Source organism: Hydrogenophaga sp. PML113 (genome assembly GCF_001777155.1).
GTDB lineage: Bacteria > Pseudomonadota > Gammaproteobacteria > Burkholderiales > Burkholderiaceae_C > Hydrogenophaga > Hydrogenophaga borbori.
Genome location: NZ_MIYM01000003.1, coordinates 462,610 through 477,937, shown reverse-complemented (window position 1 = coordinate 477,937; position 15,328 = coordinate 462,610). Strand labels below are relative to the sequence as shown.

The window sequence follows — 15,328 nt, the reverse complement described above, 5'->3', positions numbered from 1 at the left end:
GACCGGGCGCAGGGCCGTGGCGGCTTCGATGCGGCGCCCCTCGCTGCGCGAGGGGTCCCTTGCGATGCTCGGGCCAGCGGCGCGCGGCGGAACTCGCTGCGTGGGCTTCGCCCACTGCGCTCAGACAGCCGCCGCGAGTCAGTTGACGAAGCGCGCTGCGCGCGCCACCGCCGGCCCTGCGCTTCTCAGCACCGCATAGGCGCCGCCACGGCCCTGCGCCCGGCCCTGACGTGCAGCACCTGAGCCGGCCAACCAACGAAAGAACCTCGCTTCTCGCGCCAGTCCTGTCTGCAGGCCGAGGGTTCGGGCAACGGCGGGGTGGGCGCCTATGCGCAGGCGAGGAGCGCAGGGTGGGCGGCCCGCGCGCGCAGCGCGCTTCGTCAACTGACTCGCGGCGGCTGTTTGAGCGCAGTGGGCGCAGCCCACGCAGCGAGTTCCGCCGCGGGGCCGCTCACCCGAGCACCGCAGCGGACCCCTCGCGCAGCGAGGGGCTGCGCATTGAAGCCCACCCCGCCGTTGCCCGAACCCTCGGCCTGCCCGCCCATCGCGCCAGAAGCCCCAGAAGCCCCAGAAGCCCTGAAACGTCCGCTCGGCATTTGGGGTCGTCGCTGCTACATTCGAATTTACTTATGAATAAGACGGCCGCCCCCCACCCCCGTTCCCGTGTGCAAGCCACCAGCCACCCCATCGGCTGGCCCCGGCTGAAGCGCCGGGCGCGCGCCGCCCTGGGGGCACTGGCGGGCGCCTGGGCCCTGTCCGGCGCGCTGGCGCAAACGCCCGCGCCCCAGCCCCTGCCGGTCCAGCAGGTGGCGCCCGGCACCTGGCTGGCCCAGGGCGAGGCGGCCCTGGGCTCGCCGGCCAACCGCAACTTCATCTCCAACGCCGCCTTCGTCGTCACGCCCGAGGGCGTGGTGGTGATCGACGCGCTGGGCTCGCCCGCGCTGGCCGACGGCCTGCTGGCCGCCATCGCGCGCATCACCCCGCTGCCGGTGCGCTACGTCATCGTCACGCACTACCACGCCGACCACATCTACGGCCTGCAGCGCTTCAAGGCGGCGGGCGCCCGCATCGTGGCCGGCACGCAGGGGCGCGAGTACCTGGCCTCGGACACCGCCCGGCTGCGCCTGCAGGCCAGCCGCGAAGAGCTGGCGCCCTGGATCGACGAGGCCACGCAGCTGGTGCCCGCCGACCGCTGGCTCGACGGGCCGACCGTCATCGAACTGGGCGGCGAGCGCTTGCGCGTGCAGCCGGTGGGCCCCGCGCACACGCCGGAAGACCTGGTCGTGCTGCACGAACGCACGGGCGTGCTGTTCACCGGCGACCTGGTCTTCCAGGGGCGCATCCCTTTCGTGGGACAGGCCGACAGCAGCAGCTGGATCCGTTCGCTGGACCAACTGCTGGCCCTGGAGCCCCGGCTGCTGGTGCCGGGCCACGGCGCCATCTCCTCGCAGCCGGCGGCCGACCTGCGCCTCACGCGCGACTACCTGGTGCACTTGCGCCAGGCCATGGGCGAGGCGGCGGCCAACCTGGAGCCCTTTGAGGACGCCTACGCGCGCACCGACTGGTCGCGCTTCGAATCGCTGCCGCTGTTCCAGGCGGCCAACCGCATCAACGCCTACAACACCTACCTGCTGATGGAGCGCGAGGGCATGGGGCGCTGAGGCCCGGCGCGCGCGCCGCCGCCTAGAATCGGTCGCCTCATTTCCTGGCCGCGCTCGAGCGGCGGCCGCAGACACCGGGGTTGCTCGATATGCGTTTGATCCTGACCGCATGGGGCCGCAGGGGCTGGCGCGCCGGCTCGCGCGGCCTGTGGCTGGCCGCGCTCGCGGCCGCGGCCTCGGCGCAAGCGCCCGCGCCGTCGCCAGGTCCGGCGGCCACGCCCATCGCTTTCACCGCCGCCTGGGACCAGCTGCTGCGGCGCTCCGACAAGCTGGCGGCGGCCCGCGCCGCCACCGACAGCGAGGACCTGCGCGCCAGCGGCCTCGCGGGGCTGGGCGGGCCGGTGGTCAGTCTGTCGGGCGCCGCCTACGCCTACAACGCCAACCTGGACGTCAACCTCGACCCGGTGAACCAGCGCATCGCGCAGCTGGAGCAGCGCCTGCCGATCCCGCTGCAGAACCTGCCGATTCCGGTACCGGTGCCGCAATTCCCCTCGCGCTACACCTACAACCGGCACGACAGCGGCACCACCGCCGCCATCGGCGCGGTCTGGCCGATCTACGCCGGCGGCATGGCCGACGCGGTGCGCGGCATGCAGGAGGCGCGCGCCAGCGAGTCGCGCGCCGACGCCGACAAGACCACCCACGAGCTCGCCACGCTGCTGGTGCAGCGCTACTTCGGCGCCCAGCTCGCCGCCCGCGCCGCCAGCCTGCGCGAGGCGGCGCTGCAGACCATCGCCCTGCACGACGCCTCGGCGCAGAAGATGCTCGACGCGGGCGTCATCGCGCGGGTGGACCGGCTGCAGGCGCGCAGCGCGCTCGAAGAGGCGCGGCGCAACGCCATGAAGGCGCGCGACGACGCCGAACTGGCCGCCACCGCGCTCACGCGCACCATCAAGAGCGACACCCCGGTGGTGCCCAGCAACCCGCTGTTCGTGCTGTCGGCCCCCATCGAGCCGCTGCCGCATTTCCTGTCGGCCGCGCTGCAGCGCCACCCCGGCCTGGCCAAGGTGGCGGCCAAGAAGAGCGAGGCCGAGCGCCTGCACGCCGCTGGCGAGGCCTCGCGCAAGCCCCAGGTCTTCGCCTTCGGCCAGCGCGAGCTCAAGAGCGGCAACGCCGACTGGGTGGCCGGCATCGGCGTGCGCTACACGCTGTGGGATTCGGTGGACCGCCACAAGCTGTCGGCGGCCACGCTGCAGCAGATCGAACAGGCCGAGCGCACCGACGCCCAGGCCCGGGCCGACATCTCGCTGCTGGTCGAGCGCAACTGGCTGGCGGTGGAGCAGGCGCGGCGCCAGTTCATGGCCATGGCCCCGGGCGCCGAGCTGGCCGACGAGGTGCTGCGCCTGCGCGAGGCCGGTCTGCGCGAAGGCACCAGCACCATGCTCGACCTGATCGACGCGCGCACCAACGTCACCAAGGTGGCGACCGAGCGCGCCCAGGCGGCCAACGACTACGTCAATGCCCTGGCCGCGCTGCTGGAAGCCTGCGGCCTGTCCGAGGAATTCGCGGGCTACATGGCGCGCGCCGACATCCGTCTGGAATGACATGAGCCCCCAACAGAAACGCCTGTCCGCTGCCGCCGCCGGCGCGGCGCTGATCGCCTTGCTGGCCTACGGTTTCTGGCGCGCCTCGACGCCGCCGCCGGACTACTTCCAGGGCCAGATGGAGGCCCGCGAGACCGACATCGCGCCCAAGATCGCCGGGCGCATCGCCGAGGTGCTGGTGATCGAGGGCGACCGTGTCGCGGTGGGCACGCCGCTGATGCGCATGGACAGCCCCGAGGTGGAGGCCAAGCTGGCCCAGGCCACCGCCGCGCAGCAGGCCGCCCAGGCGGTGTCGGAGAAGGCCGAGCGCGGTGCGCGCAAGGAAGAGGTGGAAATGGCGCGCCTGAACTGGCAGCGCGCCCAGGCCGCCGCCGACCTGGCCCAGAGCTCTTTCCGCCGCGTGGAGAACCTGGCGCGCGAAGGCCTGGTGGCGGCGCAGAAGCGCGACGAGGCCGAGGCCAACTACAAGGCCTCGCGCGATCAGGCCATGGCCGCGCGCGCGCAGTACGACATGGCGCGCGCCGGTGCGCGGCCCGAGGACAAGGCGGCCGCCGCCGCGCAGGCGCGCCAGGTGGCGGGCCTGGTGGCCGAGGTGGAGGCGGCCCGCGCGGAGACTGCCTTGCAGAGCCCGGTGGCCGGCGAGGTGGCCAAGGTGCTGGCGCGTCCCGGCGAGCTCTCGCCCCAGGGTGTGGCCGTGGTCACCGTGGTCGACCTGAACGACCAGTGGGTGGTGCTCAACGTGCGCGAGGACCGGCTCTCGCGTTTTCCCATCGGCGCCGAATTCGAGGCCACGCTGCCGGCCTTGCCCGGCCTGAGCGCGCGCTTCAAGGTCTTCTACAGCGCGGCGCTGCCCGACTTCGCCACCTGGCGCGCCACGCGCGCGGGCCAGGGTTTCGACGCGCGCACCTTCGAAGTCCGGGCCCGCCCGCTGCAGCCCATCGAGGGCGCGCGGCCCGGCATGAGCGTGCTGGTGCGCTAGGCAAGCCGCCCAGGCCATGCGCTTCGCCCGGGCCTTCACGCAGGCGTGGTCGCGCGAATGGGCGCGCCTGCGCGCCAGCCCCTGGGACCTGGCCATGCTCAGCTGGGTGCCGCTGGCGGGCGTGGCGCTGCTGTGGTGGCTGTTCTCGGCCGGGCTGCCCACCCAGCTGCCGATCGGCGTGGTCGACCAGGACCACAGCGCCATGTCGCGCCAGCTGGTGCGCTTCCTCGACGCCACGCCGGGCCTGCGCGTGGCGCGGCAGCTGCCCGATCCGCACGCCGCGGGCGGCGCGCTCACCCGGGGCGAGCTGCACGCCGTGGTGCTTATCCCCAGCGGCTTCTCGCGCGAGGTCAAGCTGGGCCGCGCGGCCCAGCTCACGCTGCTGCACAACGCGCAGCTCGGCACGCACTCGGGCCTGATCCAGCGCGACGTGCGCACGGTGGTGGGCACCTTGTCGGCCGGCGTGGAGATGGCGGCGCGCCAGAAGCGCGGCGAGCCGGCGCGCGGCGTGCGCGTGGCCATGGAGCCGATCAAGGCCGACATGGTCACGCTGTTCAACCCCTCGCTGAACTACGAGCAGTTCCTCGCCGCCGCGCTCATTCCCGCGCTGCTGCACATCCTGGCCATGACCGCCGGCGCCTGGGCCGTGGGACGGGAGCTGCGCGACGGCACGGTCTGGTCCTGGCTCGGCGTGGCGCCGTCGCCCGCGGCCACGGCCGGCGCCTTGCTGGGCAAGCTGGCGCCGGCCTGGCTGCTGCTGCTGGGCGTGGCCAGCGCGGGCCTGCTCTGGTTGACCGGGGGGCGCGGCTGGCACCCGGCCGGGCACCTGTCCTGGGTCTGGCTGGCGCTGGCGGCCCTGCTGGCGCTGTCCATCGGCCTGGGCGCGCTGGTGGCGTCGGCCACCGCCTCGCTGCGCACGGCCCTGTCGGCCACCGGGCTGATCACGGCGCCGGCCTTCGCCTTCAGCGGCGTGGGCTTTCCGCTGCAGTCCATGCCGGCCGGCGCGCGCGCCTGGGCCGAGGCGCTGCCCTACACCCACTACATCCGCCTGCAGATGGAGCAGCTGCAGATGGGCGCGCCCGTGTCGCTCAGCGCGCCCACGCTGGCGGTGTTCGGGCTCGCCACGGCGGCCTTGCTGGCCGGCTGCGTCTGGCCGCTGATGGGCGGCAGCCGCTACCCGCACCGATGGGGGGGCCGATGAGCGCGTCGGGTGCCTGGCGCGAGCTGGCGGGCCACTGGCTCGCCACCCTGCGCGCGCTCTCGCGCGACGCGGGCATCCTGTTGATCCTGGTGGGCGCGCCGGTGCTCTACGGCTTCTTCTATCCCTGGCCCTACGCGCACCAGGCCGTCACGCGCGTGCCGGTGGCGGTGGTCGACCTGGACCGCAGCGGCCTGTCGCGCCAGATCACCCGCTTCGCGTCGGCCAACCCGCGCATCGACGTGCGCTGGGTTGGCGGCAACGAGGAGGACGCGCGCCAGGCCCTGTGGCGCGGCGAGATCGAGGGCTACGCCGTGCTGCCGCGCGAGCTCAAGCGCAGCGTGGTGCGCGGCACGCCGGCCGTGGTCGGGGTGCACGCCAACGGCGCCTACGCGCTGCTCAACAAGGCCGTGCTCTACGGCTTCGCCGAGGCCGTGGGCACGGTGTCGGCCGGGGTGGAGATCCGCAAGCTGGAGGCGCGCGGCCAGCCCGCGCTGCAGGCCCAGGCCAGCCGCAGCCCGGTCAACCTGCAGATGGTGCCGCTGTTCAACCCCACCGAAGGCTATGGCGACTACGTGGTGCCCGCCGTGGCGCTGCTGATCCTGCAGCAGACCCTGCTGATGGGCGCGGCCATGCTGGCCGGCACCCTGGCCGAGGCGGGCCGCCTGCGCGCGGGCGCGGCGGCCTGGGCGGGCCGGGCGCTGGCGCTGTGCGGCGTGGGCTGGCTCAGCGGGCTGTTCTACTTCGGCTGGGTCTTCTTCATCGAGGATTTCCCGCGCGGCGCCAACCCCGGCGGCGCGCTGGTGCTGCTGCTGGCCTACATCCCCACCGTGTGCCTGAGCGGCCTGGCGCTGGGGCGTTGGTTCGGCGACCGCGAGCGCGCGCTGCAGGTGCTGCTGTTCACGGCGCTGCCCATGGCCTTCCTCTCCGGCTTTTCGTGGCCGGTGGAGGCCATGCCCACGGCGCTGCAGTGGCTGCGCTGGCTGATCCCCAGCACGGCGGGCATCCAGGCTTCGCTGCGGCTGAACCAGATGGGCGCCTCGCTGGGCGATGTGATGCCACTGATCCTGTGGCTGGTGGCGCTGGGTCTGTTGGCCGCGCTGGCGCTGGGCGTGCGCCGGGGACGGCACTGAGGCCTCAGAGCGGCGCGACCATGTACGCCGCCGCCTCGCCGTAGCTGAGCAGGTGGCGCTGCTGTTGCGGGTCCGTCACGGCCCGTCGCGTGAAGCCGTGGCGCGCCCAGTAGGCTTGCGAGCCCTGCACCGAGACCAGCGCGGCCTGGCGCACGCCGCGCGCGCGGGCGCGCTGGAAGAGGGCGCCGAGCAGCGCGCCCGCCGCGCCACGCCCGCTCCACTCGGGCGCCACCGACACGTCGTGCAGGTAGAGCACGGGCTGGTGCGCGCGCGGCGGCAGGAAGTCGCCGTCGAAGGGCGTGACCTTGCCGGGGTCCGACCAGTAGGCCGCCGCATAGGCGCGCAGCGCGCGCGTGCGCTCGCAGGCGATGCCCAGCGACTGCTGGTGGTCGCTGGCCAGCCGCCGCGCGTAGACCTCGGCGCTTTCGAGGAAGTCCTCGCCAAAGCAGCGGGCCTGCAGGTCCAGCAGGTCGTTCAGGTCGTCGGGGAGAAGGGAGCGGATGGTCCAGGCAGGCGCGGCGGGCATGAAGCAAGGCGTGGCGCGAAGGCCGGTGGGCGCAGGGGCCCCCAAAAAAACGAAAGGGCCCGAAGGCCCGGCGCGCATTTTATCGGGCGCGGCTTGGCCCCCGGCTGGGGGCCGGCGGGCGCTTCAAGCGGTCCACACCGTGCGGCCTCCCAGCAGATGGCGCAGGACCCGCGTGCGCCGCACGGCGGCGGTGTCGGCCTGAAAGGGGTCCGTGTCCACCAGGATGAGGTCCGCGTCGGCGCCCACGTTCAGGTGGCCGATGCGGTCCCACAGGCCCATCGCCCGCGCGGCGTTTTCCGTGTGGCTGCGCAGCGCTTCGGCCGCGTCCAGGCGTTCGCTGGCGCCCAGCACCGCGCCCGAGGGCGTGCGCCGCTCGCGCGCGTCGGCCATGGAGGCGAAGGGCGAGAAGTCGCCGGCGGGGGCGTCCGAACTGCCCACCAGCCGCACGCCGCGCTCGATCAGGCTGCGGGCGGGGTAGAGGCGCTGGGCGCGCTCGGGCCCGAGCGCGGCCGCGAAGCCATCGCCCATGCGGCCGATGAAGCTGGGCTGGGTCGCCACCGCGGCGCCGGTGGCCGCGAGCCGGTCCAGCGCGCCGTCGGACAGCAGGCCGAGGTGTTCGACGCGGTGTGGCCGGCCATCGGCCAGCGGCGCGGCCGCGCGCAGCGCGTCCAGCGCCTCGTCCACGCCGTGGTCGCCGATGGCGTGGATCGCCACCTGCCAGCCCGCCGCCGCGGCGGCCGACACGCCGTGGCGCAAGGCCGCCGGGCTGCCCATGAGCAGGCCCTTGCGCTGCGCGCAGGCGCAGTAGGGCTGGTGCAGCGCCGCGGTCTGGCTGCCCAGGGTGCCGTCGCTGAAGCACTTGAGCGTGGCGGCGCGCCAGCGCGGGTCGAGCGAGGGCCGCAGGCCGCGCAGCGCGGCCTCGGTGGCGCCGATGGCGAACATGAAGCCCATGCGCAAGGGAAAGCCGCCCTGGTCGCGCACGCGGCACCACAGGTCCCACTCGGCCTCGAAGCCCGCCGTGAAGCCGACGGCCGCCTCCACCACGGTGCCCACGCCGAGCGACAGCGCGTGCCGCGCCACGGCGTGCAGGGCGCTGGCCAGTTCGTCGGCGGCGGGGCGCGGCAGCAGCGGGTACAGGGGCACCGCGGCGGCCTCGCGCAGGATGCCGTTGGGCACGCCGCCCTCGCGCTCGAGCAGGCCACCGGGCGGGTCGGGGCTGTCCTCGCGGTAGCCGGCGCGGCGCAGGGCCTCGGTGTTGGCCACGGCCGCGTGCCCGCACACCCGCCGCAGCACCACCGGCCGGTCCGCCACGGCGCGGTCGATCTCGGCGCGCGTGGGCAGGCGCCGCTCGGCGAGCCGGGCCTCCGACAGGCCGTGGCCCACCAGCCAGTCGCCGTCCCCGCGCGCGCGCTCGCGCAGCGCGTCCAGCAGCTCGGGGATGGAGGCGGGGGCCTGCGGCCCCGACAGCTGCCAGACCAGCCGGTCCATCGCCATCCACCACAGGTGGGCGTGCGCGTCGATGAAGCTGGGCAGCGCGGTGGCGCCGCCCGCGTCGATGACCTCGTCCGCCGGGGGCAGAGCCTCGCCGGCCTGGCCCAGCCAGCGCACGCGGCCGCCTTCCATCAGCAGCGCCGTGGCGCGCGCGCCCGACGCGTCCGGGTAGAGGCGGGCGTTGCGCAGCAGCACGCGCCCGGTGGGGATGCGCGCCTCAGGCATGGGTGGCCCCGCTGCCGAGGTAGCTGTCGATCACGCGCGGATCGCGCGCCAGCTCGCTGGAGGGGCCGTCGAGCACCACGTCGCCCATTTCGAGCACATAGGCCCGGCCGCTGAAGCGCAGCGCCAGGCGCGCGTTCTGCTCGACCAGCAGCACGGCCAGGCCCTGGCTCGCGCGCAGGGCATCGAGGGCCTGCAGGATCTGCAGCGTGATGCGCGGCGCCAGGCCGGTGGACGGCTCGTCGAGCAGCAGCAGCCGGGGGCGCGACATCAGCGCACGGCCGATCGCCAGCATCTGCTGCTCGCCGCCCGACAGCGTCTGCGCCATTTGCGACTGGCGCTCCCGCAGCACGGGAAACAGGCCGAACACGAAGTCCACGTCGGCCTTGAGCGCGCTGCGGGCCTGGTGCCGGCGCAGGTAGGCGCCCAGGCGCAGGTTGTCGATCACCGACAGGCCGCCGAACAGCTCGCGCCGCTCGGGCACCAGGGCCATGCCGGCGCGCAGGCGCTGCGCCGTGCCAGGCCCCAGGGCGCGGCCGTTCCAGCTCAGCGCGCCCGAGGCCTGCGCATTGAGGCCCATGAGCGCGTTGAGCAGGGTGGTCTTGCCCGCGCCATTGGGGCCGATGACGGCCACGGCTTCGCCGGCGTCCACGCGCAGCGACAGGTTCTGGATCACCTCGGAGCGGCCATAACCCGCCTTCAGTCCCTCGACGTTCAACATGCCTCGTCTCCCATGCCCAGGTAGGCCTCGATCACGCGCGGGTCGCGCCGCACCGCCGCCGGCGCGGCGTCGGCGATCAGGCGCCCGCGGTCCAGCACCACCACGCGGGTGGCCAGGGCCATCACGATGTCCATGTCGTGCTCCACCAGCACGATGGTGCAGCCCTGCGCGTGCAAGGCGCGGATGAGCACCACCAGGCGCTCGCGGTCGGCGCGGCGCAGGCCGGCGGCCGGCTCGTCCAGCAGCAGCACCTCGGGGTCGGCCATGAGCGCACGCGCCACCTCCACCAGGCGGCGTTCCCCGAGCGATAGGGTCTCCACCAGGCGCTGCGCGTGCGCCTCCAGGCCCACGCGCGCCAGGCAGTCGCGGGCCGAGGCGGCCACGCGGGCCTCGTCTGTCGCGTCGCGCCCGAACACGGCCGCCAGCACGCCGCTGCGGGTGCGCCGGAACGCGCCGAGCATCACGTTGTCGAGCACCGTGCGGTCTTCGAGCAGGCGCGTGTGCTGGAAGCTGCGCGCCAGGCCGCCGGCCGCGCGCGCCTGGGCCAGGGGCTCGCCGCGCAGGCGCACGCGCCCGGCGTGCCGCGCATTGACGCCGCTGATGACGTCGAAGCAGGTGGACTTGCCCGCGCCGTTGGGACCGATGAGGCCCAGCACCTCGCCGCGGTGCAGCCGGAAGCTCACGTCGCTGAGCGCCTTCACGCCGCCGAAGGCCACGCCCACCGCCTCGACCTCGAGCAAGGGCTCGCCGGCCTCGCCGGGCGCGGCGCCGGCCCGCGAGGGCAGGGCCACGCCGCCCGGCCGCGTCGCGCGCGTCGCGAGCGCGCGGTCCACCCGGGTCCAGAGGCCTTCGGGAAAGAACAGCATCACGGCGATGATCAGCACGCCGTAGAACAGCGGCTCCAGGCTGCTGGCCGTGGACGACACGGCGGGCAGCACCGCCTGCAGCACCCAGTTCAGCCCCTCGACGATGCCGGTGCCCGCGAGCGCGCCCATGGCACTGAGCTCGCCGCCCACCACGGCGATCATCAGGCCCTTGATGGAGCCCGACAGGTCGAACGGCGAGGGGCTGATGAAGCCCAGGTAGTGCGCGTACAGGCCGCCGGCCCAGCCCGCCACCATGGCCGACACCACGAAGGTCCACAGGCGCACGCCGCTGACCGAGATGCCGAAGCTCTCGGCCATGACCTCCTGCTGGCGCACCGCGCCGAGCGCGCGGCCGGTGCGCGAGCGCTGCACGCGCAGGATGGCGAAGACCACCAGCAGCGCGCAGCCCCAGCTCAGCAGGGCCATGGGGCGGGGCGCGCTCAGCGACTGGCCGAACAGCGTGAAGGGCGCGATGCCCGCCAGGCCCGAGGCGCCGCCGGTCCAGTCGGCCGCCGCGCGGAAGCACACGGCCAGCGCGATGCCCCAGGCCAGCGTGGTCAGGGCCAGGAAGTGGCCGCGCAGGCTGCTGGTGGCACTGCCGATGAGCCAGGCCGCCGCGCCCGACACGCCCAGGCCCGCGATCAGGCCCGCGGCCGGGTGCAGGCCGGTGCGCGCCACCAGCAGGGCGCTGGCGTAGGCGCCCAGGCCCATGAAGGCGGCGTGCCCGAGCGAGACCTGGCCGCTGAGCGCCAGGATCACCAGCGACAGGCCGAGCAGGGCGTAGATGCCCATGGTGGCGAGCACGGAGGCGTGGAACTCCGCGCCCGCGACCGACACCAGCGCGACCAGTGCCGCGACCACAAGAAGTCCGCGCGCCTCAATGCCCATGAACGACTCCCCGGCGCTTGTGGCGTGCGGTCTGCAGCAGCAGGATGGGAATGATGAGCAGGAACACCAGGGCATCGCGGTAGGCGCTGCTCAGGTAGGAGAACACCGACTCGAAGCCGCCGATCAGCACGCCGCCGACGATGGCGCCGGGGTAGCTCACCAGGCCGCCGAGCGTGGCGCCCACGAAGCCCTTGAGCCCGATGAGGAAGCCCATCTCGTAGTGCACCCCGACCACGGGGGCGATCAGCACCCCGGCCACGGCGGCCAGGCCCGCGCCCAGGCCGAAGGCGCGGCGGCCGGCGCTCGCGACCTCGATGCCGCACAGGTCGGCGCCCGTGCGGTTGACCGCGCAGGCGCGCAGCGCCGTGCCCGCCAGGGTGTGGTTGAAGCCCAGGTAGAGCGCCACCACCAGCAGCACCGTGAGGCCCAGCACCAGCAGCGACTGGTGGCTGATCACCACCGCGCCGATGGCGAGGCTGCCGTCGAGCAGGGGCGCCACCGAGTGGGCCTGCGGACCCCAGAGCTGCAAGGCCAGGCCTTGCAGGATGAGGTGCATGCCCAGGGTTACGATGATGTAGACCAGCACGCTCGCGCGCGCAATGGGCTCGATCGCCAGGCGGTGGAACATGGGGCCGAGCGCCGACACCATGAGCACGGCGGCGGCGGCGTTGAGCGCCGCGGGCGCCCGCAGCGCCGCCAGGGCCAGCGGCAGCGCGAACGCGAGGGCCGCGGTGGCCAGCGCGCCCAGGCAGGGCCGTGCGATGGCCCAGGCCCCCTGGCGGCGGGCCGCCAGGGCGCTGAGCGCGCCCCACAGCAGCGCGCCCGCGCCGAGCAGGTAGCTGGTGCCCGGCAGCAGGCCTTGCTCCAGGCTCACCAGCGTCATGGCCGCGAGCATGGCGAAGTCGCCGTGGGCGATGTTGATGACGCGCGTCACCAGGTAAATGAGCACGATTCCCAGGCCGAGCAGCGCGTACACGGCGCCGCTCGTGAGCCCGTCGATGCCGAGGAACAGCAGGGTGTCCAGCGATGCCACCGCTCAGTCCCCCAGCAGCTTGAAGCGCCCGTTGTCGACGCGCAGCATGACCAGGCCGACATCGTCGAGGCCCAGGTGGTCGTCCTTGGACAGGTTGAAGATGCCGTTGGCGCCGGCGTGGCCGCGGATGCGCTCCATCTGGTCGCGCGCGGCGGTGCGCAGCGCGGGCAGCGGCGCGCCCGCGGGCACCGCCTTGGTGGCGGCCGACAGGGCGCTGAGCGCGAGGTGGGCCGCGTCCCAGCCCTGGCCCGCGAACAGGTCGGCCGTTTCGCCGGGGAATTTGCGCGCGTAGGCTTCGACGAAGCGTTGCAGCGGCTGCTTGAGCGGGTGGCTCGCCGGCAGCTGCTCATGCACCTGCAGGGCGCCGCTGACCACGTAGGCGCCGTCCAGCGAGCCCTTGGCCATGGCCAGGAAGCCGGCGTTGGCCGCGCCCGCGCTGTGGAACACGGGCCGGTCCACGCCCACACGCAGCAAGGCCTGGTGCGCCAGCACGCTGGACGGCGGGATGGCGTGCAGGTAGACCGCGTCGGCGCCGGCCTGGCGGATGCGCAGCGCCTGCGGCGTGAAGTTGGTGTCGGCGCGGGAGAAGCGCTCGCTGGCCACGATCTGCAGGCCGTACTCGGGGGCGAGCTTGCGCAACTCGTTCCAGCCGGCTTCGCCATAGGCGTCCTCGAGCCCGAAGTAGGCGATGCGCTTGGCGCCGCTTTTCTTCAGGCGCTCGAGCGTGAAGGCGATCTGCATGCGGTCGGTCATCGGCGTCTTGAAGGTCCAGTGGCGCTCGGCCACGGGCTCCACCACGGTGGCGGCCGAGGCCATGGAGATGTTGAGCACACCGGCCGCCTTGACGGTGTCCAGCACGGCCATCGAGGCGGGCGTGGTGGTGCAGCAGATGACCACCGCGGCGCCATCCTCGCTGGCCAGCTTGCGCACCGCGTTGACGGCGCGCGTGGGGTCGGAGCCATCGTCCAGGTAGACGAAGCGCGGCTGGAACGGCAGGTCGCCGCGCGAGCGCGCCATCTCCTCGACCAGCTCAATCGCCTTCTTCTCGGGCAGGCCCAGCGCGGCGGCCGGCCCGCTGGCCGATGCCACCACGCCGATCACCAGCGTCGGTTTGCCAGGGGCCTGTGCCCAGGTCGTGGCGTGGGTTGCCGCCAGCAGCAGGGTCGCCGCCAGCAGCCGTTTGATGGGCTTCATGTGAGTGCTCCTCGTTGTGGATGCCGCGACGGTACGCAGCGCGCGCGCTCCTCGCGGTATCGGCCGATACAAGCGCGCTAGGGGAATGCCCTGGCGTGCAGGTATCGACCGATACAGACGCTGCGCGCCGGGCTCGCGAGACTGCGGCCCACCATCAATCACAACGGAGGTCCCCAGGATGGACAGCACTCTCGACAGCCGCCGGTTTCGCGCCGCGATGGCTTGTCTTCCCACCGGCGTCACCGTGGTGGCCTGCGGCACGGCCGAGGCGCCCGCGGCCATGACGGCCAACTCGGTCACCTCGGTGAGCCTGGAGCCGCCGCTGCTGCTCGTGTGCGTGCGCAACGAAAGCCGCTGGCTTTCGCCGCTGCGGCGCCACGGCCGCTTCTCGGTCAACGTGCTCAAGGCCGGCCACCAGGCCGTGTCCCAGTACTACGCCGGCCGCGGCGACGCCGGCTGCGAGGCCCCCTGGGCCCTGGAGCAGGGCGTGCCCGTGCTCGACAACGCCGGCGCCGCCCTGGTCTGCGAGGTCGTGGCGCAGCACGCCGCGGGCGACCACACCATCGTCGTCGGACAGGTGAACGCCCTGCGCCACGGCGATCTCGACGCGCGCGCGCTGGTCTACCTGCGGGGCCAGTACCACGAACTCGGAGGGGCCGCCGCATGAGCCGCACCGCAACAGCTTCACCCGCCCCGGCGATCGAGGAACTGGTGGCGCGGGCGCGTGGCCTGGCGCCGCTGCTGCGCGACTGCGCGCCGCGGCACGAGGCCGAGCGCCGCGTGTCCGACGAGGCGATGGCCGCGATGCGCGGCATCGGCCTGTTCCGCATCGTGCAGCCCGCGGCCTGCGGCGGCTGGGACATGCACCCGCGCGCGCTGTTCGAATGCGCGCGCGAAGTGGCCCGCGCCGACACGGCGGCCGGCTGGATCCTCTGTCTGGCGGGCGTGCACCCCTGGCTGCTCGGTATGTTCGAGCCGCGCTTTCAGGACGAGGTGTTCGCCGGCGGCCGCGACGCGGTGGTGCCCGTGCTCAGCGGCGGGGTGGGGCGCGACGTGCAGGTGCGCCTCGAAGGGGATGCGCTGCGCCTGTCGGGCCGCTGGCTGTACGCCTCGGGCGTGGACGTGGCCGACTGGCTGTGCGTGATGGTGGCGGTGCCGCGGGACGGCGGCCCGCCCGAGCAGCGGCTCGCGGCGGTGCCGCGCAGCGCCTTCACGGTCGACGACACCAGCTGGCAGGTGGCCAGCATGCGCGGCACCGGCAGCAAGGACGTGAGCCTGAGCGACTGCCTCGTGCCGCTGTACCGCACCCTCTCCTGGGCCGACGCGCAGCGCGGCGTGTACCCGGGCGAGGCCCGCAACCACGGCCCCATGTACCGCATGCCGCTCAACGCGGTGTTCGCGTTGTGCACCGCGGCGGGCGTGGTGGGCGGCGCCTTCGGCCTGCTCGACGCCGTCATCGCGCTGGGCCGCAAGCGCATCGCCAACGCCACCTCGACCGCGCAGTCGGAGGACCGCCACAACCAGATCGAACTGGGCCAGGGCGCGGCGCAGATCCACATGGCGCACCGCCTGATCGTCTCCGACATCGACGAGATGCACGCCCAGGCCGAGCGCGGCGAGCCCTTTGGCCAGGAACAGCGCGCCCGCTACCGGGCCGACGCCGCGCTGGCCTCGCGCATGGCGGTGGCGGCGGCCGGCCGGCTGGTGGCCACCTGCGGCGGGGCCATCCTGCCGCAGGGGCCGGTGGAGCGCTTCTTTCGCGACATCCACGGCATGGCCTCCCACTTCCTGCTGCAGGCCGAGGTGGGTGGCGAGCTCTACGGCAAGACGCTCTATGGCCTGGAACTGCCGCCGACCACGCGCCTGTGAGCG

13 protein-coding genes are annotated in these 15,328 nt (G+C 74.0%); 7 read left to right on the top strand and 6 right to left on the bottom strand.

Translation table 11 applies throughout. From position 1 onward, the window contains the following. The first annotated feature begins 629 nt into the window (after positions 1-629). From BHU06_RS08265 to BHU06_RS08245, 5 genes are all read left to right on the top strand, one after another. Positions 630-1,661 carry an MBL fold metallo-hydrolase gene (locus BHU06_RS08265; RefSeq protein WP_083293109.1) on the top strand — a complete coding sequence of 344 codons (1,032 nt, stop codon included), beginning with the start codon at positions 630-632 and terminating at the stop codon, positions 1,659-1,661. Positions 1,662-1,756: 95 nt separating this feature from the next. Then, complete coding sequence (locus tag BHU06_RS08260) at positions 1,757-3,205, top strand: TolC family protein (RefSeq protein ID WP_254668137.1); 1,449 nt, start codon at positions 1,757-1,759, stop codon at positions 3,203-3,205. Between the two features lies 1 nt (position 3,206). Further along, positions 3,207-4,184, top strand: a complete 978-nt coding sequence (locus BHU06_RS08255) for an HlyD family secretion protein (RefSeq protein WP_070398663.1) — start codon at positions 3,207-3,209, stop codon at positions 4,182-4,184. 16 nt (positions 4,185-4,200) lie between these two features. Beyond that, positions 4,201-5,385, top strand: coding sequence for an ABC transporter permease (locus BHU06_RS08250; RefSeq protein WP_070398662.1), 1,185 nt, complete (start codon positions 4,201-4,203; stop codon positions 5,383-5,385). Further along, a complete protein-coding gene (locus BHU06_RS08245) occupies positions 5,382-6,515 on the top strand; it encodes an ABC transporter permease (RefSeq protein WP_070398661.1) in 1,134 nt (377 codons plus the stop codon). The genes BHU06_RS08250 and BHU06_RS08245 overlap by 4 nt, the downstream gene beginning before the upstream one ends. Positions 6,516-6,519: 4 nt before the next feature. Here BHU06_RS08245 and BHU06_RS08240 read toward each other — a convergent pair whose 3' ends face one another. The 6 genes from BHU06_RS08240 to BHU06_RS08215 form a co-directional block, all read right to left on the bottom strand. Next, complete coding sequence (locus BHU06_RS08240; RefSeq protein WP_070398660.1) at positions 6,520-7,041, bottom strand: GNAT family N-acetyltransferase; 522 nt, start codon at positions 7,039-7,041, stop codon at positions 6,520-6,522. Positions 7,042-7,164: 123 nt separating this feature from the next. Continuing rightward, positions 7,165-8,757, bottom strand: coding sequence for an amidohydrolase (locus BHU06_RS08235; RefSeq protein WP_070398659.1), 1,593 nt, complete (start codon positions 8,755-8,757; stop codon positions 7,165-7,167). Next, entirely contained in the window at positions 8,750-9,475 is a 726-nt protein-coding gene (locus tag BHU06_RS08230) for an ABC transporter ATP-binding protein (RefSeq protein ID WP_070398658.1), read from the bottom strand. Before BHU06_RS08230 ends, BHU06_RS08235 begins: the two co-directional genes overlap by 8 nt. Beyond that, complete coding sequence (locus BHU06_RS08225) at positions 9,469-11,229, bottom strand: ATP-binding cassette domain-containing protein (protein WP_070398657.1); 1,761 nt, start codon at positions 11,227-11,229, stop codon at positions 9,469-9,471. The genes BHU06_RS08230 and BHU06_RS08225 overlap by 7 nt, the downstream gene beginning before the upstream one ends. Continuing rightward, positions 11,219-12,262, bottom strand: coding sequence for a branched-chain amino acid ABC transporter permease (locus BHU06_RS08220; RefSeq protein WP_083293104.1), 1,044 nt, complete (start codon positions 12,260-12,262; stop codon positions 11,219-11,221). The genes BHU06_RS08225 and BHU06_RS08220 overlap by 11 nt, the downstream gene beginning before the upstream one ends. Before the next feature lie 3 nt (positions 12,263-12,265). Continuing rightward, a complete protein-coding gene (locus BHU06_RS08215) occupies positions 12,266-13,456 on the bottom strand; it encodes an ABC transporter substrate-binding protein (RefSeq protein WP_070398656.1) in 1,191 nt (396 codons plus the stop codon). 178 nt (positions 13,457-13,634) lie between these two features. On the opposite strand from BHU06_RS08215, the gene BHU06_RS08210 reads away from it, so the two are divergent. Both BHU06_RS08210 and BHU06_RS08205 read left to right on the top strand, forming a co-directional pair. Then, on the top strand, positions 13,635-14,123 hold the full coding sequence (locus BHU06_RS08210) for a flavin reductase family protein (RefSeq protein WP_070398655.1): 489 nt from the start codon (positions 13,635-13,637) through the stop codon (positions 14,121-14,123). After that, positions 14,120-15,325 carry a hypothetical protein gene (locus BHU06_RS08205; protein ID WP_083293099.1) on the top strand — a complete coding sequence of 402 codons (1,206 nt, stop codon included), beginning with the start codon at positions 14,120-14,122 and terminating at the stop codon, positions 15,323-15,325. Before BHU06_RS08210 ends, BHU06_RS08205 begins: the two co-directional genes overlap by 4 nt. Positions 15,326-15,328 lie beyond the last annotated feature (3 nt).